Source organism: Fulvivirga ligni (assembly GCF_021389935.1).
Taxonomy (GTDB): domain Bacteria; phylum Bacteroidota; class Bacteroidia; order Cytophagales; family Cyclobacteriaceae; genus Fulvivirga; species Fulvivirga ligni.
In genome coordinates this window covers 3,192,165-3,214,850 of sequence record NZ_CP089979.1, presented here as the reverse complement: position 1 = coordinate 3,214,850, position 22,686 = coordinate 3,192,165, and the positions used below count along the sequence as shown (strand labels likewise).

Sequence of the window (22,686 nt, the reverse complement as noted above, 5' to 3'; positions counted from 1 at the left end):
CACGAAAAAATTCATAACTCATGAAGATCTTAAGATATATTCTATTAATCTCTGTGTTCGTGTCATTGGGTGCATGTTCAGATTATCTGGATAAAATGCCTGACGACCAGTTGACGTTAGAGATGGTATTTAATGACAAAACCAGAACTGAAGATTGGCTTGCCGGCATCTACTCCAACATTCCTGATCCCTACTGGGGCTATACAAGAGAAATAGGTTATGACGCACTATCAGATGACCTGGCGCCATCTACCGGATGGGAACAGTTTGGATGGGATGTAATCTCTAAACAAACTGGTAACTGGAACCCTGCCTCTGGCTGGAGCCCTAACTACTGGAGCGAACTACCAAAACGCATTCGTTCGGCTTATATTTTTATTGAGAATGTAAGACCAAACGCCTCTCAGAAAGTGACTGCAGAAGTGGTTGAGAACATGAAAAATGAGGCCCGTTTTCTCATTGCATACTACTACTCTATACTGGTTCAAACCTATGGTGCTGTTCCATTTAATCTAGGTATAACGTCTAATGATGCCCCTGAAGAAGAGCTTTTCCTTGGCCAAACCCCTTTTGACCAGATTATTAACTGGTTAGATACAGAACTGTACAATTTATCAACAGTACTGCCTAACACCTATTCTGAAAATCAAAAATTTGGCAGAGCTACTGGCATTATGTGCCTGGCTGTAAGAGCGAGAATATTACTCTTTGCCGCAAGTCCATTAACCAACGGTAATCCAGACTACGCTGGCCACGTGAATAACAAAGGAGAAGAGCTTTTTAATTCTACTTATGATGCCTCTAAATGGAAAAGAGCCGCACTTGCTTCACAAGAACTGATTGACGCTGCCCATCAGCAAGGTCATCAGCTCTATTATGAATACAATGAAGATGGATCTATAGATCCCTTCTTATCTTATCAAAATATGATGTTCAAAAGAACTTCGGATGGCAACAATGAGATCCTTTTTGCAAGACCAGACTGTAACACCTGGGAGTATGACAAGCATGCTCAACCGAGAGGTACCGGTGGTAATGGTGGACTGGGTGTTACTCAATCTCTGGTAGATGCATTTTTCATGAAAAATGGGTTGCCAATAGATGATCCAAGCTCTGGGTACACAGAAGAAGGTTTCTCTACTGACCCTGAGTTTAGAAACACAAAATGGATAGAAGTGCAAGGCAATCAGGAAGGTAACGAAGGCAAAGTGACACTGGCTGGGACTTACAACATGTACTGCAACCGAGAGCCGCGTTTTTATATATCTATTCTCTACAACAGAGCATGGTGCAGGCGTGAAAACCGAACTACTAGATTTATGCTGGAAGAATGGGATGGTGGACCAACACATGATGCGCCACAAAATGGCTATCTGGTTAGAAAGAAAGTGCACCCGGATCATGACCCAAGAAATGGAATAAATCCATACAGACCAGGAATATTATATAGACTTGGCGAAGCATACCTCAACTATGCCGAAGCGCTAAATGAGGCAACGCCTGGTGACCCGGATATCCTCACCTATGTGAACCTGATCAGAGAGCGTGCAGGCATCCCTGATCTACCGACCGGTATGAGCCAAGAAGAAATGCGTGAAGCAATAAGAAGAGAACGACGAGTAGAACTGAATTGTGAGGGTATTCGCTACCATGATATCCGCAGATGGAAAATTGGCGAAGAGGTACTCAACAGAAGTTTTAAGGGAATGAAATTTACTGGTACCCAGGTAAGTGATGACGAAAGCAACCCGGAGGCATTCTTTGTAAGAAGTGTTTATCAGCAGCGCATATTCAGTAAGAAAAACTATTGGTTTCCAGTGCCCCAATCTGAGATGGATAAAAATCCAAACCTGGTACAGAATCCATTTTGGTAAGTCGCGTGCATTTAGTAAAAGCCCAGATTACAGTCTGGGCTTTTATAACTCTTATTTCTTGGGTCTAAGGCACCAAATACATCGCCTCAAACCAGGCCACATTCTCCAGAGTCATGGTTACTACCTCTTCTCCATTCTTCCAAATTGATACTTGTCTATCCAAGCTGGTACCATCAAAAGGTATTGTTGCTCCCATTACATAAACATCGTCTTGATCTTTGGTAACGAATCTGGTGTCAGCTTTTTCATTCACAGTGGGGAGATAAGAAATAGAATCGTTTTTCCACAGAGTGGCATCATTTTTTAGATCACCTGTTATGTAGAGATCACCGTCATAACTAAAGATATGACTGGCATCGGCACCATCCGATAAACCTATTTCTTCATTATTTTTCCAATACCTATCTTGCCCCAAAACATATACATCATCATTGACCGCTAAAATATCTACCCCTCTGTTGCTATATCCAGTTGGATTTATTAGAAACTGCTGACCATTTACCCAATAGATGGCTTTACTTGCTGAGTTATTAGGCAATTCGTAATAGGTGCCTGCTACATATACCTCATTCCCATCAGCATAAACTGCACCGGCGCTACAGTTAATAGTGCCATCGGCTTTACTAAGCTTGGTCAGCTCTCCATTTTTCCATACAGCCGCTACCCCGGTATTATTTTCGATTATATATCCACAAGCATAGACATTGTCACCATCGATGTAAATGCCGTTGAAACGCGCATTTTGCGAAGGATCAGTGCTATAGAGTTTTTTTCCATTTTTCAATAAATGAGCCTCCTTGGTATCGACCTCCATAACAGAGACATATACATCTCCATTACTTACGAACACATCAGTTCCTTTGCTAGGCCCTGAAATACCACTTTTGGAAAGATCCATGAGTACACCATTTTTAAATAACGCCGCATGATCTATATCATCATCATCTGTATACCGACCAAGAACATAGGCCTGAAAACCTTTATCAATATCCAAATTTTCATCATCAGAACAAGATGTAAACGTAATAAATAGAGCAAGAATAATCTTAATTGAATGCCTCATATGATTTATAACAATATTTAAAATTGCTCAAAAATAGAAGAAGAGGCCTTGCTAGTTGCTCCAAATTATAATTTGGTACTTGTGGGGGGGGAAAGTCGGGAATTAGTGGTTCTGAGAGAAGTCTGTCATTATCCCATGCTCTGATTATTCCTACCACATTGCTATTCTTGTCTTTTTTTGAGTTATTACAGTATTCAACTCTCTTCGTTAATAATGAAAGCAACTCATTTCCATCTGCTAATTATTTTAACCGCCACCTTAATGTCATGCGACATGGGCAAAAAGACTTACTCCAGGTATGAGATAGTAAATAATTCCGGATACACAGTTGTATTGAGATCATTTTCAAGGGAAAGTAGTGGTGAGGAAAAAACCATCATCATTCATCCCAGTCATAGCTGGGAGTCTGAAAAATTTACAAGCTCAGAGCCGGAAGGTGGTCTGATATATCCTGATTACTTTCTAGAAGGAGACTCTATTCGAGTAGAATTTAATAATGAGAAGGTACTTACTTTCATAGGCACTTATTCAGAAAGAAACATCCTGTATGAAGAAAATTATGAGCTCATTATAAAAGATGATCAGAATACCCTAAGACAGTTCATTTTATCAGACCTTGACTATGAGGCTGCAGAGGTGATTGGAGGGTAATAGGAATTATTTAATTAGTCCATTTAATTTATTACTCTCCTCAACACCAACTTTTCATCACTTCCTATAACCTCTAACCTACTCCTATTCAATAAAAGTAGATTCATTTCACCATCGTAAGCTGTTTGATTAACTGTTGTAAATTTCAATTTTAGTGTATCTGTATTAACGCTCCACATGCCAGAGTATATTGTTTTATCTACTTCTACCGTGCTTCTGGTGAATAGATTAATTTGGTATTGAAAGGTGCTATCAGGTTTTAGATGTAAGGTATTTCTGCTTCTCATTATTCCACCTATTGTGTTCAATTTACCTTGGCTTGAATAGGTGCCAGAAATATCATTTTGCTGAAAAGTTGTTAAAATACAAATCAATAATAAATACGCTCTGATCATAGAATACTGTGATTGGAACTGATTACAGCAATAAGCGTGCTCTAATTCCCCCTCACCCTATTTACATTTCTATTCATTAAATGCCTTACCCAATTTTCAAAAATCCATTTCTTTAGAGTACCTAATTTTTGTTGATGTTTTTGGTAAAAATCATCGGGTGTATCAAATAGTCCAAAGTCCTGATTAATGCCTTTGTTTTGAATGTAGGTGTTGTTGAAATTCCAATCTATTGGAGGTTCTTGGAAATTATCGGTGTACGCACCATAGCCGCAGAAGGTGGTTTTACAGTCAGCAAACTTCTGTTGCAAGGCTTGTAAGTATGATTTATCAAGGATCAAACCTTCCAAATTATACCATTCATTATCCAACCAAACCTCTACCCAACTATGTAGAATATTTTGAGGTGAAAGTTTATACCATATCCCTGTAATGGCACCTTTCTGCAGCGCTTTATCAATTGTAAATCCATGGATTCTGTTAGGAATATTCACAGCTCTTAAAAGGGCCATGAAAAGGTTAGCTTTGGTATTACACTGGCCATAACCATCTTGTAGTACTTGAGAAGCTGGTATATTATCGGAAAGATTGTAACCAAATTTTATCTCATCTCTTACGAAATTATAAATGTGTAACACCTTCTGCTCAGCTGACATTTCTCTCCACCCCTTTTCATTTATTAAGGTTTGAATGATGGGTGAATCATAATTCAGAATACGGGTTTTGATGAGATAATTATTGCTTTGAACACTGCTTTCAAGTAATTGCTCCATATTATTCATGTTTTGATTATGAAGCAAATTTCATTGGTAAGTGAATCTTAAACTTGAATAAACTGGCTAATCTTAATAAACTCTCTTGGCGTGAAACCGAAGTTCTCTTTAAATGCCCTACTTAAGTGAGCGCTGTCAGCAAAGCCATTATGATGAGCTATTTCGGTAAGGGATTTTTTGGTGAGCTGAGGAAACGCCTTCGTCAGTTTGTTCCATAGCTGTAATCGTCTATAGGTGATTCCTGTTTCTTCCTTAAAAAGATGCAAAAAACGACCTGATGAAAGATGGCAATAGTGGGCTATTTCTTCCAAAGAAACTACACGATCGAAGTGATGAGAAAGATACGATAATGCTTTATTTATCCTTTCATCACCTCTATGAACTACAGCATCGCACCAACAGTCATTTTCATTGATGATTTTATTTAAATGATCCTCAAGAGAGGGTTTTTTATCTCTTAAAACCTCCTTTAAATGCTCAGATACCGGATTTTGGATTTCCTCCATTTCATTTAGGGAGATTTGGTTCCAAAAGTGCCCGACTGTAGAGGCAGGATTTACCAAAAGCAGGAAATGCGAGGAATTTGAAGTTATCTGATGAACTACATTGGGTTTAATAAGTACTGGAGATGCTGTCTCAAGACTGATCCCGGAAGATTTGATGCAGATGCTACCATCAATCGGGATGCTCAACTGAAGGGCATAATGCCTGTGCTTCTGGTTATTATCAAACTGACCTATAAACCAGCCGAAGTCTTTATCAATGTGTATCTGAGGCTTCAATTCTGTCTAAATATTCTCGTTTTCGGATAACCAATCTACTCATTTCCAGCCACATCTGACTTAGATAAGATATTAATAACTGGCTCCAGCATAAATTCTTCTGCCTCCATGCAACCATTTCAAAATGTTCACAGTCCATTACTCGAATCAATCTTACAACTAAACCTTAATAATGAAGTCTTTCTTATCACTCTCAGTTTTATTTTTCTCTTTTTTAGTATGTTCTGCACAGTTTACTCCTTCAACCAACCATATAAATACTCAGTTGGAAGGTTCACAAACAGCTTATATTAAAGTCCCATTGAACTACCAGGCTAATAGCTCAGATTCCATCAGTCTATTTGTAAGAAAATTTCCAGCCAGGAAAACCAGCGAAGGTTCAATATGGCTGATCTCCGGCGGACCTGGAGAATCCGGAGCATCTCTATACCCATTGGTAGATCAATTCGCCAGTATTTTCCCTAACCTGGATATTATCATACCAGACCATAGAGGCACGGGATTGTCTGCCAAAATCTGTCCCAATGAAGAAAACATAGATTCTCCTAACGGCATAGGACTAGCCAATAATGAATGGGGCAGCTGCTTCAACTATATGTACACTCATCAGGACTATGTGAAATCCTTTTCCATCACCAATGCAGCCAAGGACCTTAATTATCTTATCCAAAAGATCAGTACCAAAGGGCCCAAATATGTTTATGCCGTTTCATATGGTACGCAATTGGCGCTACGCATGCAGCAGCTGGGATCTCCACAACTTGACGGGCTAATCTTAGACTCTTTAGTGCCTTTGCAAAATGATGAGGATAACGATCTGAGCCATAGATCTTTTGTTACAAACGCTGTAGGTAATGAAGTACTGAACTACTATGATTCTATCAGCCAGTCTGAAAAAAGTTTAACAATAAAACTCACTGAAATACTTCGGAAAGAAAAAGAAGACCAAAGCTTTAAAAACAAATTACCCCAACAGAAGCTTTCACACCTTTTTGGCATGATGCTCAATATACCGAAAGTAAGAAACAACATACCGAGTATCATTAACACGCTTTACGAAGGTGATACCTCAGCACTTAACCAGGCTGTAAGAGATATTATGTCTTTTCACGTCACTTATGCTTCAGACTATCAAACCTTCGCCAGCTCCATCCCATTAGCGCAGGTCATTTCATCTTCAGAAAATAACTTACGCCCCGAGATTAAAAAAACTGAGCTGGCCCAGGAAGATGGTAACTTACTATTCACCAGCCCCCTAGCTCAACTGATCGCTGAGAACTCTATGCCTAGCTACGAGAGAGATGAATACTTCGCGGGTACACCTCTCAACCTGCCTCCTACCCTAATTCTTCACGGTACACTCGACCCTAAAACCAGTCTGAATGGCGCAGATAGGCATGTACTTGAACTCTCCAAGTTTAGCTCCAATATCTCGTATGTGAAGATTAAAGATGCTCCTCACTTTATTGCTCTCTTTGCTCCTGATGGTTTTGGTCAAGCTGTGAAAACATTTATGAACGGTAAAGAAGCATCAGATTATATGATTGATGATGTTGGGGTGGAATTGAGGTAAAATGATTAGGGCTGTCTATATCTACTATCAAGAGACAGCCCCCACCCCTTAAAAATGAATCGTATACATAATTACAGGCAGCAAAGGCAGCTGCTCAGTGTATTCTACTTTGTTAGACACGTTATTGTAATAACTGTCTAGTCGGGCGGCATTATTGGTAACGTTCTGAAGGTCAAGCTTTAATTCCTGACTGGTCTTCTTTCGATCTATTCTGTAGGTGATGGCCAGGTTAGCAATGAACACATTATCTTCCTTTAAAGAAAAGGCCTCTGATTCATACAGTACCGCCTCTTTCTGCTCCATGGAAGCATCAACATTGATCGGTGTGTATCGCTTGGCTCCTAGCAGAGAAATTTTGGTATTGATGCCCAGTACTTTGCTCTTATTATTATTACTACTCAACAAGAATTCCTTACCCAGCAAAAAGTTGCCGGCAAAATTCCCGTTGAATCTGGTGTTTCGCTCCACGCCATCCAAGGCCGTATATTTAGAGTCATAAGCGGAGGCCGTGACCATAAAGAAGTAGTTATCAGCAAAATACCTTTCCAGCGTAAGCTCCAGCCCCAGGTTTTTTCCCTTTCCTTCGTTCACCAGCTTTCTGTCTGTAAACCACTCTACCTGATTGATTAATGAATATGAGCTGTTCACATCATCCTCCACAGGAATATTGTATAACTGCTGATAGTAGGCCTCTAATTTAAGGAACAGGTTGGCTCCCAAACGATTTTCATAGCCTATCACATAATGCCTGGCCTTGGAAAAGCCAAGGTTCATATTTGGCATAGTAGCTTGGCCATTTTCATCGGTAATGATGCTATAATAATTCGTGAGAGATTCCATTTTGCCATGCACACCAAAGCCAGCAGTAAAAGCCTGCGTAGGGTTGAACTGCCATTTCAAACTGGCACGGGGCTCAAAGGAAATCTCATCATTAAGGGTGGTGCCATGCATATGAAAACCACTTACCAATGACAGTTTCTCTACCGGACGATACTTCCAGCTTACAAAACCCTGATAATGTCCTGCATCACCATTCATATTTTGATCAGTTATAAATCTACTCTCAGCTTCATCAAAATAAGTGTTGGTGAAGTCAAAGTAATATTGGCTGTAAATGACTCCGGCCTGTAGGTTATGATGAGCATTGAACTTATGATTAAACGTAGAGCCCGCTCTCCAGGTGTTTTTGTCTAGCGTTCCATCATCATGAAGCTGAAGATTGTCATTTTCATCGGGTCTATAACCCTTATAGGCGCTACCATTAGTAGATACAGAAACCATATTCTGCAGATAGCTATTTTTACCTAAAGTCAGGTAATGCGTTAATCCTATCACACCCATATCCGCCTTATAATCACCTTGTTCTAACAAATCATCTTCATCCTCCTCATCATAAACCTTCTCCAAAATTTTACTTTTGCCTCCCAGGCCAAACAATGAAAATGTACCCATGGAAGCCGTTGGCACGAAAACCTTAAACGACATATCCTGATATTTAGGCACTCCGTCAAAATCTACCAGACCCAGGTTGTCCAAAATGGCCAGGGTGGAGTAGCGATAGTTGATCAGATAAGATGCGTTGCTGTTTTTAGAGAATGGTCCTTCTGCAGTGGCTTCCGTTCCCAGGGCGCCTATGCTCAGGCTATATTCGCGCTTTTCGTTATTTCCTTTTCTCAATTTCATATCAAACACACCTGAAAAAGCATTACCATATTGTGGCGAGAAAGCTCCTGTATAAAACTCAGAATTCGACAACATCTGACTGTTCAAAGCATTGATAGGGCCACCTGTAGCGCCTTCATCTGAGAAGTGGTTAGGGTTAGGAATTTCAATACCATCTAATCTCCATTGAATACCTTTGGGTGAATTACCGCGCACTACGATAAAGTTATTACCCGATGCATCGCCGGTAACTCCTGCATAACCAGACACCATTCTTGCCGGGTCGTTAAATGAACCCGCATAGCGCTTGGTCTCCTCTACGGTAAACCCTCTGGCACTGATCAGCGCCATGTCATTGTCCACCTCTGCTTTATCTCTTTCTGCGGTGATCACCACCTCATCCATGGCAGTGAGAGATTCCTGCATGGTCACATCCAGAATTAGCTCTTTGGCTGATGTTACCAGCAGGTTCGGTAGCAGACGTTCTTCATAACCGATATAGGTGATCTGCAATGAGACACGGCCGACAGGCACCTTATCAATTCTGAAGTTCCCCTCCATGTCGGTGACACCACCTAAAACAGGGTTAGTGCCGAGTATAACCACATTGGCTCCGGGAAGTGCTCCCCGCGTATCCAGATCAGTTACTTTACCTCTGATGGTTTGGGTAATAGTCTGAGCAAATGATGTGTTGAATAATAAAATGAGTGTTGATATAGCCACTATTTTCGACAGTAAGCCATAGCTGTTGACCTTAAAATTTTGCATTGTGTTGAATTGTTAATTGATCGAGTTAAAACCTTACTCCGGCATGGAAGCCCGGATAAATCATGATGCGGGTATTATGATGCACTTCATCATAAAAGGGCTTTGGAATATCCAAAGAACTGCCCTCTAACCTTCCTTCAGCATCTTTTAATTTTGACAGTTGGAGATTTACGGAACCACCGGCATATATTTCAAACCCTGGTGTAAGCTGACAAGAGGCCGTAAATTTTAATTTGTCAATGGTATTCAATTTTTCAGTCCACCATTCATCTTCATTTACAAAGAGGTGGATGGCATCCAGGTTAATAGAGGTGAGAATTCCGATCTGGTGGTAAGTACCCATACCGTATCCCACTGCCCAGAATTTCTTATCAGCATCAGCACGGTAAGCCATAGACCAGATACTATAAAGCGGCCTCTTCCCCATTTTATAGTTCACATTCAAGTAGAAGCTCTCATTATATTCTACTTCTACCTTTTTATATCCGTTTCTGGAAATGTTTACAAGACCAATCTGAACGCCAGTAGTCACCTCGTCTGCTATATTGATCAGGCCGATTTGAACACCTGAAACCGTATTGGCCTTGTTGATGACACCAGACGCCTGTACGCCCTTTACATTCTCAGCAGAGTTGATGATGCCCGCCATTTGAAAGCCATTTACAGAATCCGTTATGATGTTAGCAATACCGGCCAATTGTGCACCCTTAATGGCATAAGAGCTCTTGTTAATGATACCTGCCATTTGCAATCCCGTTGATTGCCCGGCACCTCCACCATTAATATTGAATAAGCCTGCAAACTGTGCGCCCTGAAAATCATTGGAAATATTAAAAAGACCGGCATATTGAGCCCCCGTTACTCGCTTAGAATAATTGCCAAGACCAGCCATTTGAAAGCCACTAACATCTCCGGATGATTGGTTCAATAACCCACCAAACTCAGCTCCCAGCACACCTGCTGACCGACCATAGAGCACATTGAAAGAGAAGTGGTTAACACATTCTGGCGCTGCATTACCATTGGTGCCTAAAGGGTGGATAAAGGTCATCTGTACCGGGCTCAATTGATAAGGCGCCTGTGCGAAAATTTGCGGCCCTGCCACTAAGGTGAGAAAGGCTATAAGTAAGAATTTCAATCGATTCATCGTGATATAATTTTTGGTTTATATCATGATCACAACCATGAATCGATCTACCCTTACTCTACTTTAAAAAAAATATGAAAAAAAATTTAAGAGGCAATTTAACAAGAGATTAATACACTCTAAATCAAAGCCTTACAGCAAGTTTTCCTCCAATCCAAAATTGCATGAGCGTAGTGCTTTTAACACTTTCTGTTATCGTATAAGGCGCCAGGTTTGTTAGAAACTGACCGCTTTCCGGATCCTTATTTTCTGAAAGCCATAGGTTGAAAGACGGGCCGGCAATTATTTTTAAGCCTTTTAATTTTCCATAACCAAAGGTCACGTCCAGTCGATTGAGAATGCTAAGGTCTTCTATAAAATCCTTTCCTTCATTTACCCAGTTAGACGTGTAATCAATATTTACAAAGGCCTTTTCTGATATTTTTCGTTCTGTGCCCATGCCATAACCCATAGTCCAGCGTGTGTCTCCAGTGAAACTGCCATAACCGGCGGTGAATATATTATAGAATTTTCTCACACCGGTTCGGAAACCGATATTGAATGCAGTTATTTCATTGGTAAATACTTCGAAAGGCCTTATTCCTCCCTTTTTCACTATGCTCACCAGGCCAATGGGAACTCCGGAGGTGGAATCAGCAATATTGATCAATCCTATTTGTGCACCTTGCACATTTCTGGCAACGTTCAGCACTGAGGCCACCTGCACGCCTTTAATGTCTTGCGCATAGTTCAGCACTGCACCTATCTGCATACCTGAAGATGGTTCTGAAGCCCAATTGGCCACCGTTGAAATCTGGCAGGTTTTAAAGCTTTCCGCTACATTGAGTACCCCTGTGATCTGCACGCCACTAATTTCACCTTTGGCCCAATTGGCCACGCCTGATAGCTGCAAACCTTCTATATCTTTACCCCTGTTCAGCACCCCGGATATCTGGATACCTGACATTTCTTCTTTGACGAAGTTAGAAACCCCTGAAATCTGTCCGCCCTTTCCTCTGTGCGTCACCAAATTACTGACCCCGGATATCTGCCAGCCATTCATCTGGTCCAGCACATTATTACTTACGCCACCTATCTGTACTCCGGTAAGAGAGTCTGCAACAAAATTATATACTCCCCCTAACTGAAAACCATGCACAGCGGCCTTATTATGATTAAACACTCCTGAAATCTGCACGGCCTGCGTTTCCCCACCGGTAATGTTTCCGAGGCCTCCTATCTGCACACCGTTTACATGCTTTCTATTAATGTTAAAAAGACCTCCTAATTCGAAGGCATCGACTCCATTGGCATAACCAATAAATAAGTTTAGTGAATAGGAATTTTGCATGAGGCCGCCCATTTTTAAATTGGTACCCACGCTGGGCCATACCGAAATCTGGGCCTTTTTATGCAATACAATATCTGCATTTTTAGTACGCACTAATGATTCATCAGACACTAGTTTTTGCACCAGATTCAACGACTCAACAGCAGGCTTAGCAGCCACAATATCAATGTTTTCCACCGGCCTGGCCGCCTTCATGGGCGACAATGAAATGGATAAGTGGTGGTCTTTTGGAGGTATTACAATGACCGTATCACGAATGGTATTTTGGTTAAATGAGATACCAAACTGATCATACTGAACCGGCACCGACATTTTGAACGCACCGCTTGCATCAGTCATGGAAGAGACCAGGCTACTGACCTCATACACCATCACATTGGTCAATGGTTTCCCTGTATTGGCGTCAAATACATTTCCGGAGACCGTAAACTTCTCATTTTGAGGTTCTTGGAGCTTTCTCAATAAGATCAAATGATTGCCACTGACTTTGTAAGCCACATTTTTTGGTAGTATTTGCTCCAAAGCCTGTTTTACAGATTCATCTTCTGCCGATAAAGTTACCGCCGGGGTTTCATTGAAAATGGTGGCATCGTAAGAGAACGTGAAGTTGGCATTATTGCTCAGCGCCATCAAAGTGCTTTCCAGCGGCTGGTCATTGATATTTACACTCACCCTCCTTCTCAGCAGATCATCCTGAGCCAACGCAGTAAAAGTGACATAGCAGAAAATAAAGAGCAAAATATACCTAAGCATAGCTATTGGCAACCCTGACCGGAAATATGAAATTTTCCCTGTCGGTTTTCAGAGTTAAGGTTAAAATTGGTATTGATGATATCAAAAATGCTATCCACAGGCTGATCTTGGAATTTGGCTGTAAGCTTACAATTTAATATTTCCGGATTTTCAACCTGAACTGAAACATGATACGCTTCTTCGATAGCCTGAAAAACCTGCTTCAATGACTCGTTCTGGAAGGTAAGGTTGCCAGTTTTCCAAAATATTTTATTCGCATTATAATGATCTACGGCTTTAAAATCTGATGCCTCTTTATTGAACTCAATATGCTGCCCTTTAGTAAGTGTAAATTCCTCACCGTTAGCGGCCACTTTCACTATTCCTTCTTCCACCCCTACTGTAATGGCGCCGAGGCTGTCATAAGCATTTACATAAAAGGCGGTGCCCACCACGGTAACAGTGAGCTGCTCTGCTTTGATAATGAAGGGCTTCTGCTTATCAGGAGCTACTTTGAAAAAGGCCTCTCCTTCCAGCTCCACCGGCCTCTGATTGCCAGTAAAGTTTTCAGGATAAGTCAAGGTAGAGTTAACATTTAAGCTGATGAGAGAGCCATCTGGCAATGAATCATTAACAGCTTCGGTTGTTGCCTGCAATTCGGAGTTAACCACCTGAACTTCAGTATTTAAAGCTCTGTATGCGAGGTAAACCACTGCTCCAAAAATGAGCACTGCGGCCACTCGGGCCAGGTAATACATAGGTCTAACCTTTGCCTTAGGTGCCACACTTTTCTTTTGATCCGCCTTTTGCTTAAAAGTACTCCAGGCGGCATCGACATCCACATCAGCTTTTTCATGAGGGATCACACGACCAGTATGCTTCCAAAGCAATTCCATATCGGCAAAATCCTTTTGGTTTTGCTCCGAAGCATCCATCCAGGCCTGTAACTGCACCTCTTCCCCGGCATCAGCTTCACCTGCCAAATACTTGGAAATCAGCTCATAATCTATATGTTCCTCTTCATGCTTCATTTAATCCATTTATATAATGACACCCCAAACTCCATCTACCCTTACTCGTTAAACAAATCTTTTAAAAACACCAGCCAGCCAATGACCTTGAAATAGGCCAGAGACAATATTACAGGCAGATATTCCTGTAAATTTTCCTTTAAAAATTTTAGTGCCTTACCCATTTGGGCTTCCACCGTTTTTACAGAAATCTTTAGCTGATCGGCTATTTCCCTGTACTTCAGTCCTTCTTCTCTGCTAAGCAAAAATATCTTTTGTCGCTCTGGTGGCAACTGACCGATGCACTCCTCTATTTTCTCCTGAAGTTCCAGCTCCACTACACCATCTACCATTTGGCCTTCCTTATATTTCTCCTCATGCTCCTGAGCAGCAGCATATTGTAAACGCACCCTGGCATGCTTGAGCTTATTCAAACAAGCATTTCGTACCGACCTAAACAGATAAGCCTCCAAAGAACCACTGACTTCCAGGGCCGTTCTTTTATCCCAAAAGTGCATAAACACATCTTGCACCACCTCTTCCGCCTGCTCCTTCTCCTCCAGATATTTCATGGCATAACCACACATACCTGCATAGTTAGCCCTGAAAAGATGCTCAAAGGCCTTCTCATCTCCGGCCTTAATCAGCCTGCCGATATGTTCTGGAGCGTGAAGCAAGGAGTTAGGTAATGGTAAGTAGGTATGAAATGGTTTAGTGAATTATTCTAATGCATAGTTATAAATAAATGCGAAAAGAAAGAAGGGTAACTGTGATTTGAATGATTTTTTGTGGGCTATGATTTTGAATGATTAAAAAAATCATAGTACGGACATTACTCCCGACAATAATTCAATTCCTTAAGCTTCCGACTGATCCAAAAGTTTGAATCTTTGTATATCACGCTATTTTTGTCCAATGCATCAGATAAGGTCGATTCATAAAAACCTGTACAGCCTGAGCAAAATGAAACTTTCTTTGTGGAATTACGAATGTTGGCTATTTGCTCGAGTTCGCCAGAACTTAAACTGATAGTTCCGGCACTATCCAGCTTGGTGAGTGCAATTATCGCAAAAAACTGCCCAGCGGAATTAGGCTTTCTGAGATTTTTTCTGAGTTGATTTAAGTTATTATTTGAGAGCAATTGAAAACCGCGCTCAACCTGTTTGGTTTGCCGACCTGAAAACCAACAACCAAACCCTATCATTTCTTTTTCTGATAGTTGCTGAGCAATAAGGTTGAAACTTAAGAATAGAAGCAAGAAAGAAATTATAAAGAGTTTTAGTTTATGCATGAACGTCTGTAGGATTTGTCAAATTAAGCCATTAAATCCTACTTCTCCCAAACCGTTCTAATATATTCAGAATTTGAGGGGAAATCTACTCCGTTTATTGAGGTCTCTCCGGCAAAACCTCCTAGCGCTCCCAGGCTGTTACAATTTGCATCATAAACTGCTGATTGCATGTCATTACCACAAGTACCGGGATCAAAAACATAGACCTTTTTCCCCTGAAACATAAATTCTTGCACGCTGCTATCATCACAGTGTGACGACTGATTAAATGTTTCAATTCTGCCTTCAAGGCACTTAGGAGCTTCTAAGCCAATATTCGTGTCATTACATCCTAAGAATGGCAGTAGTGTCAAAATGTAAAATAATTTCTCTTTTTTCATGATGCATGGAGTTAATAATGTTAGCATTTATTTCCATGAATAAGACACCCAAAACTTTAAATTGGTTGATGTTGATAGGTAAGTTGTTTCAAAAATAGACAACCAACATTCCTACTCCTCCACTACCCAGCTATCAGAAGCCGCATCATAATTTAAATAAAACTCTGTGCCCATTCGGCCATCGTCCTGCATCATTTCAATGCTTTTTGATTGACCATCAGCGGATTCACTCACATAGGCATTGGCAAATATTACGGTCATGACGTTGCCCACAGGCATACCATGGTCTCTAAAATCGATGCTATATTTTAATTCATTGGTCTTTTTATCAATGATTCTCAATTCAAGCATCTTAGCCCTGTTGTCTATTTGTAATTTATCATAAACACCCACCAGATATTCATTTTTGAAACTAGAACCCATCATTATTTCTGTTGCGGGATTTATACCCTTCGGATTAGTATCTATTAACTGACCGATCTGATTGAGACTGATATTAAACCTCTTACTGTTATTTCCAGTCCAGGTGCCATTAATTAACTTATTATCAGACCATTCTAATGAAAGTGTTGCGGTGACTTCGTTATCACCTGACAGCTCAGAAAGAGATAGATGTTTTTTATTAACCAGATAACCACTAAGTGAAATAGGCGTGTTGTGCTTATCATATTTGTATACGCCAGACACCATAATTGAATCAGGGCTCTTGGAGTTAATTTCCCTTAATTGAAGGTAGAAATGAACGTTCATTCCCGCCAATTTCCCTTCATACGTATAACACTGATACCACCCTGCAAAAGATTGATATGAAATGGTTAAGAGTAGTATGCATAGTAATTTTTTCATGAGGTGATTTTGGTGTTGGATGTTGATGAGATCTGTATTTGATCTTAAATCAGTTCTCAGGCGGGTAAAGACTAAGTTCTAATCCAATATCAAGGGCAGATAATAATTTCATTATCTCAGGGTCCAAGTAATCGGATTGAGAAAAGAATTCACCATTTAACCTTAAAAAATAAGGGAGATCAACGATCCAGGTTTTTATCTCGTAATGAGTTTTCAATAAAACTAAATCAGAATGATAATTATGCAGAAATTGTTTTAGATCATCAATTTGTCCTTCAAAATCATTCCAATTTCTGTCACTAATTTCACATGAAAACCCTGAATCTTCGTACAGTTCATTTTTGTTTAATCCTATTTTTATCGTATCTCCTCTTTCATGAAACTGATAAATCGGCATCTCAGTGGCATCCAAGAATGGCTTAATGAGCGTTTTCCCGCATGTGACATGTAATACACACATAAGTAAATTAAGTTAGCAGTCAACCATAAATTAAGCTAACTACATATTTCTAAATATGCCCCCTTAGTATACTATTTTTCATAATTAATCATTAAGATTAACTATAACCATCTGGGAGCTTCCTCTTCCTTCTTTTGGCCGATAAAATTAACAATACCTGGAAGAATAATATTACTAGGGCCATGAGAGCCCAGATATAAAGCTGACTTTGTGCCTCATTAACATTTTCCTTAATGACTAAGTCATCGCTTACAGCGTTTTCCAATATCATTTCTGAGTATGTTATCGCATGCTGTATGGGCAAGATTTGAGAGGTTACATAGAAGCTTAATAACATAAAAATTAAGCCATAGCAGCCAAATTTCAAGGATTTTACCCAAATAGACATCACCATTATCACCACAGAAAATGCCAATATCAAAATTGATATACCTCCAATAATTATTAACATTCTATCTCTCGTTAGAAACTACTCTTCATTAAACTCCACCAAAGTAATTTGCCCCTTATTCGTCGTGTTATAATAATCTTCTGACAACAAAATGGTGCTTTTCCACTTTAGTTTGCGTTTAAAGCCTGACTCATAATGAACTTTCACTTGTTCTGGGCTAAAGGTCGAATCAGGTTCTTCAAATTTCAATATCCTACTTTTCCTTCTATCAAAATATGCTCCTTTACCGTACCACACTTGCCCATCATCTGTGTAATAATAGTGCTTGAAGGTATTATCAGAATAGAAAATATATTCATTATTGAAAGAAATCGCATTTTCTTGATAATAGACTGTGCTATCTTGAGCGCACACTATCGAAGAAGAAAGACAGCATGTCAAAAGGATAAAAACATATTTCATTTAATAGTAAACTTAATATAGATGCTACCTCAATCCAACAGCCACACTACTTTTTACTCAGCTTATACCTCAAATGGGTAGTTAAATCAGAAGTAAGTACTTCCATGATTTGGAGATCGAATTTGTCTTTATCTATGCCGTCGAACAGGCGGATTCCACTACCTAAAAATACCGGGGCTACATGGATAAAGAACTCATCTATAAGACCTGCATTTAAAAACTGCTGAATGGTGTTGGCGCCGCCTTGTATTCTTATATCCTTGCCATTGGCTGATTTTTTGGCCTTTTCGAGAGCACTATGAATACCGTCGTTGATGAAATAAAACGCAGTGGTTCCTTTTTGAATCCATGGCTCCCTTTTCTCATGGGTAAGCACAAAGACATCGGCCTGATATAAATCTTCGGGCCAGCTCACCTCCCCTTCTTCAAACATCCGCTTGCCCATAATGTAAGCTCCTGTACGTGCAAACACAGCATCAATCAGTTTACCATCCTCACCCTGCTCTTGACCTCCGTCCATTTTCAGATGCTTCCAAAAGGCTTTCTGTTTAAACATCCATTGATGAATTTGACCAGAAACACCGCCCATAGGGTTTTGAGGGCCTCTGTTGTCACCCGCGAAATATCCATCAAGAGATATTCCACTATCGAATATAATTTTGCTCATGGTTATACTTTTTCAGGTTTATTTAAATGATCAGCTAATCTTTGTAGGTTCTGCTCAAGTCCTACATCTGCTTTAAAAGCTCGTACGGCCTCTTCTTTAGTGGGTATAGAATCAAATATGTTGCACCATTCTACAGTGGTCTGTTCTCCCTCTTCATGAATAGATATCACAATACTGAACTTTGGGGTTTTTAAGTGATCTAGCACTATTTTTTTGAAAGGAATAATGGTAGAATAAACATATTCATTCTCATAATCAGTACCGTCAGGTCCATGCATGATAAACTCCCATTTGCCGCCCTCACGCACATCCATTTTATGAATGGTATTGGTAAAACCATGAGGTCCCCACCATTCGCCGATGTATTCTGGTGTGATGAGCACCTTCCATAACAGCTCTGCCGAAGCATTATATTTTCTGGTCATTTTTAAAGACCTTTTACTAATATCATCCATGTTTTAGGGGTTTTCTTTACTTTGTATTTTGCGTATAAAGTTATCTAGCTTGTCTAATCGTTCCTCCCAAAGCTTCCTGAAAGGATCTAACCACCTTTCTACCTGGGCCAACGACTTAGTTTCCAGTTTACAGTACCGCTCTCTCCCTTCCTTCTCTATGGTTATAACCCCACACTCCTGCAGGTACTTTACATGTAACGATACCGCCTGTCTGGTCATATCAAACTGATCGGCTAAGGAATTAATGTTCTTAGTTTCTTTGGTAAGCGACATTAAAATATCTCTCCTGGTAGGGTCTGCTATGGCCTGAAATACATCTCTTCTCATCTCAATCTAATTTATACGCAAGATAATACTTGCTAATCAATACGCAAGTTATTACTTGCTAAATTCACACCTTTAATCATTGGATCTATTGCATCTAAAACAAAAAAGCACTCCATAATCGCTGGAGTGCTTTGAGCTATATATTATGGAGCCAAGGATGCCTCAAATCATCTTGCCAACAAATTAACCATTACATCGAATACCAAATCTACATCCGCAGTGGTCGTACGCCAATTTACAAAAGAGGCTCTTATGCCTTTCCTTCCATTATAAAAAGTGGGAGTCATAAATACTTTACCTGATTTGTTGAGATCAGCTAAAAACGTGCTAACATCCTGATTATCATCTTTTATGGTAAAACAAAGGTTATTCAAAATAACGGGTGCCAACATCATAAACTGATCGCTATTCTCTAGCTTTTCCTGAAAGTAATGAGCCAATGTAATGCAATTATCTACGATGGCTCTATAACCTTCCTTACCATAGGCTGTAAGGGTGAACCATGCAGGCAGTGCTTTTAATCTTCTGGAATTTTCAGGCAAGAAGTTGAGATAGCTAAAATTCTCCATTGGATCGCCAAGATAAGGCGCATTTGAGTTTTGAAAGGTTTCCGTTTGCAATACTTTATGCTCTTCCTTTACCAAAAACACAGCACTTTCATAGGGCACATTAAGCCATTTATGATTATCAATGGTAATGCTATCTGCGTATTCCCAATCTTTAAGCAAATGTGCATAATCAGTGGAACAAGCAGCAAAACCACCAAAAGCAGCATCAATGTGCCACCAGAAGTTATATTTCTGTTTTAGCTGTTTAATTGCTGTAAAATCATCAAAATCAACAGTATTTACCGTGCCGCCACTGCTTATCAGGATGAAGGGCTGCCCATTTAATTTCTCAATTTGCTGCTCCAGATCTGTGATAGATATTGCTTCTCTATCATCCATGGCATTCACTTTTATCACATTGCCACTACCTATGCCCAGCAAAGAGAGTGATTTTATAGCTGATGAATGAGGTGTAGCACTGAGCACATTGATCTTTTCAGTGATACCCTCTTTTGCGAAGTCCTTGTTATAACATTTTCCCAGCCACTGTCGTGCAACAGCCAGACAAGTGAAATTAGACATAGTGGCGCCGGTAACGAACCCACCCAGAAAAGATTTCGGTAGACCAAAAAGATCTAATAATAGACTGATGGTTTCTACTTCTATATTGGCTGAAACATCTCCATGCCCGGTTACACCCTGAGTATTTTGATCATACACGGTAGCCAGCCAATCGCCCACAATAGAAGCAGGCGTGGAACCACCGGTAACAAAACCCCAAAACCTGGGGCCGGATGAGGCCACCATTATAGGCTCAAACCGCTGATTAAACAAGTTTAAGGCTTCTTTTGCACCCACTCCTGCCTCCGCCAGCACACCATTTTCAGCAGCAGTTACAGACACCGAGGTAGATCGATCATTTATATTAGTAAGGTAATCCAGACCTTGATTTTTAGTGGCATTAAGTAAAGCATCAAGCGCTTTAGCATCTTCAATTAGTTGATTCATAAAGTTTTAAGTAATGATTGAAAGCATCTAGCTCTTATAGACTGTAGCGTTATGCTTCTCCATATAAAGCTCCGGCCGTGGCACCGTTACAAAGCCAAACTTCTTATAGAGCCACTCAGCAGTATCTGTGAGTAGAATCCACCGCCGTAACCCCTGAAGCTGAGGATGAGCCATTATTTCCTTCATTAACCATTTGCTAAGGCCCTGGCCTCTGTACTCCTGCAAAACATAAACGTCTCCGAGATACGCAATAGTGGCATAATCCGAAATGATCCTGGCAAACCCTATCTGCCTTCCATTATCATAAACGCCAAAAGTTAGTGAGTTATCTATGGAGGTTTTCAAAGTGTCCAGAGGAATGCCCCTACTCCAATCGGCCTCGTGAGCCAGGAATTGATGAATAGCTTCTATATCCAATTTATCCTTATCTGTAGAAATGGTAAAACCATTTTTCTGAGCTTCTATAATTTTCAATCTGGTTGATTTAAATACTTAGTGGTATACGTAAATATAGAATGGAAGCTAAAGTATATTGAAAAGATTTCATAATTAGAGTGGAGATGTCTGGCATTACAAATGCCAATCTCTGCAAATCTTGTTGGAAACGAGGATTAGGTTGGGTGGAGTAATCATCTTAGCCCCTCATTTTAACTAGAAACTAAAACCAAAAAAAGAACCAGAGTTATTACACTGACTACCGTGGTGAAAATACCTGTACCCCTCGACTTTGTCCAGCCAGATAAACCAATGATAGCGAATAGCGAGAACACCCCTACTAAATACCCCAGAATACCGATGATCCTTGGAGTATTTAAATCGTCTTGTGTTACCTCTAGCGGATAACCTTCCGTGGTAGCCATAAGAATGTTGGTCATAGCAAAAACAGTAACAAGAAATCCTCCAGAGGATGTGGTGGCCACCTTTAAGATAATATTATGGAGCTTATCATTGGTTTGGCTTATGATTAAGTTGGCCGTAAGGGCTATTGAAAATCCGCCTAAAAAAACGGATATCAAAATGAACTGACTGGTAAGCTTGTTCCAGTATTCAAATGGTAGTTCGCTCATTTTAATTTATGGTTAGGGCTGGACAGATGTCTCAAAATCTGAAACCTACAATTAAATAAAGATTCGATATAATTTATTAAACATCAATCTAATTGATTCGCACTGAAATTCATATACAGGGTAAGTGGAAAGGTGGAAATTCAATAATAAAAGGTTGGTTAGAACAGTAAAAGGCCACTTGGAATAACTAGCAGTTTCTTAGGTGGGGACACCTGCGAAGGCGTGATGAATTCTATTTTAACGTTTTTCACTGTGACTTTTAATCAAAAAATACTTATTGAGTTGATCGGTTGAAATAAAGTGCATGAAAACAAAGTATCAAAAATATCAGATAAAAAGTCTATCCACCATGACCTTATCTGCCATATTAATAACAGGCACCTCATTTTTCTTAGCATCTAGTTATGAGGAAAAATGGACTTTTAATTGGGCAGGTATACACAACAGCATTAAAGATTCTGTAATGGTGGCAGTATCAGCCCCCATGACAAGCGGTATTGGTGGTGATGGTATTTCTACTACAAATGAAGTAGAAAGACGGTACTGGATAATGAAAACTGCACATATTAGTGAGCTTAAAAAACTAACCACCTATCCTAACGGGAATATTAGAGCTATTGCTTACGAGGGGCTTCTCCGTAAAAGAGATCTCAATAATAAGGCTGATCTAATTTTAAGTGCAATCAGTGAAAACACATATGCCGTAGAGTTTCAATCCGGTTGTTTGGGTGAAACTTTGAGTATTGGTGAATACTTAATATGCCGAGTACTTTATTTGGATTGCTCCAGCCCTCTACCCGTTAATAACAGTTCAAAATTTGGTCTTTCTCAAGCTGATAAAGAACAAATTTTATCCGCTTACAGGAATCGATGAGTATCCAGGATAGCAGTTTCGTAGGTGGGGACAACTACGAAGGCGTGATGATCAGAGCTATTCTAAATCATGTCATTTCGACGTCAGGAGAAATCCATGTATTTGAGCTGAAAAAGCAGTGTAATGAGATCAGTAGCATTTAGATGACATCTC

Annotated in this window: 26 protein-coding genes; 5 read left to right on the top strand and 21 right to left on the bottom strand. The window is 40.0% G+C overall.

What is annotated here, in order from left to right:
- Positions 1-20 precede the first annotated feature (20 nt).
- The gene (locus LVD16_RS13725) at positions 21-1,874 is read left to right on the top strand and encodes a RagB/SusD family nutrient uptake outer membrane protein (RefSeq protein WP_233774519.1); all 1,854 of its coding nucleotides are present in this window, start codon (positions 21-23) and stop codon (positions 1,872-1,874) included.
- A gap of 64 nt (positions 1,875-1,938) precedes the next feature.
- On the opposite strand, the gene LVD16_RS13720 is transcribed toward LVD16_RS13725, so the two are convergent.
- Entirely contained in the window at positions 1,939-2,937 is a 999-nt protein-coding gene (locus tag LVD16_RS13720) for a hypothetical protein (RefSeq protein ID WP_233774518.1), read from the bottom strand.
- Positions 2,938-3,150: 213 nt separating this feature from the next.
- Between LVD16_RS13720 and LVD16_RS13715 the strand changes: the two genes are divergently transcribed.
- Complete coding sequence (locus LVD16_RS13715; protein WP_233774517.1) at positions 3,151-3,588, top strand: hypothetical protein; 438 nt, start codon at positions 3,151-3,153, stop codon at positions 3,586-3,588.
- A gap of 23 nt (positions 3,589-3,611) precedes the next feature.
- Here LVD16_RS13715 and LVD16_RS13710 read toward each other — a convergent pair whose 3' ends face one another.
- From LVD16_RS13710 to LVD16_RS13700, 3 genes are read right to left on the bottom strand one after another with little or no spacing between them, the layout of a single operon-like run.
- Positions 3,612-3,983: a hypothetical protein gene (locus tag LVD16_RS13710; RefSeq protein WP_233774516.1), complete on the bottom strand. Its 372-nt coding sequence runs from the start codon at positions 3,981-3,983 to the stop codon at positions 3,612-3,614.
- Positions 3,984-4,024: 41 nt separating this feature from the next.
- Positions 4,025-4,753 carry a transglutaminase-like domain-containing protein gene (locus LVD16_RS13705; RefSeq protein ID WP_233774515.1) on the bottom strand — a complete coding sequence of 243 codons (729 nt, stop codon included), beginning with the start codon at positions 4,751-4,753 and terminating at the stop codon, positions 4,025-4,027.
- A gap of 47 nt (positions 4,754-4,800) precedes the next feature.
- Positions 4,801-5,535, bottom strand: coding sequence for an AraC family transcriptional regulator (locus LVD16_RS13700; RefSeq protein ID WP_233774514.1), 735 nt, complete (start codon positions 5,533-5,535; stop codon positions 4,801-4,803).
- A 172-nt stretch (positions 5,536-5,707) separates the two neighbouring features.
- Here LVD16_RS13700 and LVD16_RS13695 point away from each other — a divergent pair, with 172 nt between their 5' ends.
- Entirely contained in the window at positions 5,708-7,108 is a 1,401-nt protein-coding gene (locus LVD16_RS13695; protein ID WP_233774513.1) for an alpha/beta hydrolase, read from the top strand.
- 48 nt (positions 7,109-7,156) lie between these two features.
- Here LVD16_RS13695 and LVD16_RS13690 read toward each other — a convergent pair whose 3' ends face one another.
- The 17 genes from LVD16_RS13690 to LVD16_RS13610 all read right to left on the bottom strand — a co-directional run bounded on the left by LVD16_RS13690 (position 7,157) and on the right by LVD16_RS13610 (position 21,659).
- Positions 7,157-9,538, bottom strand: coding sequence for a TonB-dependent receptor (locus LVD16_RS13690; RefSeq protein ID WP_233774512.1), 2,382 nt, complete (start codon positions 9,536-9,538; stop codon positions 7,157-7,159).
- Positions 9,539-9,563: 25 nt separating this feature from the next.
- Complete coding sequence (locus tag LVD16_RS13685; protein ID WP_233774511.1) at positions 9,564-10,685, bottom strand: hypothetical protein; 1,122 nt, start codon at positions 10,683-10,685, stop codon at positions 9,564-9,566.
- 124 nt (positions 10,686-10,809) lie between these two features.
- Positions 10,810-12,768 carry an STN and carboxypeptidase regulatory-like domain-containing protein gene (locus tag LVD16_RS13680; protein WP_233774510.1) on the bottom strand — a complete coding sequence of 653 codons (1,959 nt, stop codon included), beginning with the start codon at positions 12,766-12,768 and terminating at the stop codon, positions 10,810-10,812.
- Positions 12,769-12,770: 2 nt separating this feature from the next.
- Positions 12,771-13,778, bottom strand: coding sequence for a FecR family protein (locus LVD16_RS13675; protein WP_233774509.1), 1,008 nt, complete (start codon positions 13,776-13,778; stop codon positions 12,771-12,773).
- A gap of 41 nt (positions 13,779-13,819) precedes the next feature.
- Entirely contained in the window at positions 13,820-14,434 is a 615-nt protein-coding gene (locus LVD16_RS13670; protein ID WP_233774508.1) for an RNA polymerase sigma-70 factor, read from the bottom strand.
- A 155-nt stretch (positions 14,435-14,589) separates the two neighbouring features.
- Complete coding sequence (locus LVD16_RS13665) at positions 14,590-15,048, bottom strand: hypothetical protein (protein WP_233774507.1); 459 nt, start codon at positions 15,046-15,048, stop codon at positions 14,590-14,592.
- Between the two features lie 38 nt (positions 15,049-15,086).
- Positions 15,087-15,428: a DUF6970 domain-containing protein gene (locus LVD16_RS13660; RefSeq protein WP_233774506.1), complete on the bottom strand. Its 342-nt coding sequence runs from the start codon at positions 15,426-15,428 to the stop codon at positions 15,087-15,089.
- Between the two features lie 111 nt (positions 15,429-15,539).
- Positions 15,540-16,274: a hypothetical protein gene (locus LVD16_RS13655; RefSeq protein WP_233774505.1), complete on the bottom strand. Its 735-nt coding sequence runs from the start codon at positions 16,272-16,274 to the stop codon at positions 15,540-15,542.
- A 49-nt stretch (positions 16,275-16,323) separates the two neighbouring features.
- Positions 16,324-16,734, bottom strand: a complete 411-nt coding sequence (locus LVD16_RS13650; RefSeq protein ID WP_233774504.1) for a hypothetical protein — start codon at positions 16,732-16,734, stop codon at positions 16,324-16,326.
- Positions 16,735-16,831: 97 nt separating this feature from the next.
- The gene (locus LVD16_RS13645; RefSeq protein WP_233774503.1) at positions 16,832-17,185 is read right to left on the bottom strand and encodes a hypothetical protein; all 354 of its coding nucleotides are present in this window, start codon (positions 17,183-17,185) and stop codon (positions 16,832-16,834) included.
- A gap of 18 nt (positions 17,186-17,203) precedes the next feature.
- Positions 17,204-17,587, bottom strand: a complete 384-nt coding sequence (locus LVD16_RS13640; protein WP_233774502.1) for a hypothetical protein — start codon at positions 17,585-17,587, stop codon at positions 17,204-17,206.
- Positions 17,588-17,633: 46 nt separating this feature from the next.
- Positions 17,634-18,254, bottom strand: a complete 621-nt coding sequence (locus tag LVD16_RS13635) for a dihydrofolate reductase family protein (RefSeq protein WP_233774501.1) — start codon at positions 18,252-18,254, stop codon at positions 17,634-17,636.
- Between the two features lie 2 nt (positions 18,255-18,256).
- The gene (locus LVD16_RS13630) at positions 18,257-18,709 is read right to left on the bottom strand and encodes an SRPBCC domain-containing protein (protein ID WP_233774500.1); all 453 of its coding nucleotides are present in this window, start codon (positions 18,707-18,709) and stop codon (positions 18,257-18,259) included.
- A gap of 3 nt (positions 18,710-18,712) precedes the next feature.
- Positions 18,713-19,036, bottom strand: a complete 324-nt coding sequence (locus tag LVD16_RS13625; protein ID WP_233774499.1) for an ArsR/SmtB family transcription factor — start codon at positions 19,034-19,036, stop codon at positions 18,713-18,715.
- A 167-nt stretch (positions 19,037-19,203) separates the two neighbouring features.
- Positions 19,204-20,592, bottom strand: coding sequence for a pyridoxal phosphate-dependent decarboxylase family protein (locus tag LVD16_RS13620; RefSeq protein WP_233774498.1), 1,389 nt, complete (start codon positions 20,590-20,592; stop codon positions 19,204-19,206).
- Between the two features lie 27 nt (positions 20,593-20,619).
- The gene (locus LVD16_RS13615; protein ID WP_233774497.1) at positions 20,620-21,066 is read right to left on the bottom strand and encodes a GNAT family N-acetyltransferase; all 447 of its coding nucleotides are present in this window, start codon (positions 21,064-21,066) and stop codon (positions 20,620-20,622) included.
- Positions 21,067-21,239: 173 nt separating this feature from the next.
- Positions 21,240-21,659, bottom strand: coding sequence for a hypothetical protein (locus tag LVD16_RS13610; RefSeq protein ID WP_233774496.1), 420 nt, complete (start codon positions 21,657-21,659; stop codon positions 21,240-21,242).
- A 304-nt stretch (positions 21,660-21,963) separates the two neighbouring features.
- Here LVD16_RS13610 and LVD16_RS13605 point away from each other — a divergent pair, with 304 nt between their 5' ends.
- Both LVD16_RS13605 and LVD16_RS13600 read left to right on the top strand, forming a co-directional pair.
- A complete protein-coding gene (locus tag LVD16_RS13605; RefSeq protein WP_233774495.1) occupies positions 21,964-22,533 on the top strand; it encodes a hypothetical protein in 570 nt (189 codons plus the stop codon).
- Positions 22,530-22,676, top strand: coding sequence for a hypothetical protein (locus tag LVD16_RS13600; RefSeq protein WP_233774494.1), 147 nt, complete (start codon positions 22,530-22,532; stop codon positions 22,674-22,676). The genes LVD16_RS13605 and LVD16_RS13600 overlap by 4 nt, the downstream gene beginning before the upstream one ends.
- Positions 22,677-22,686: the final 10 nt, after the last annotated feature.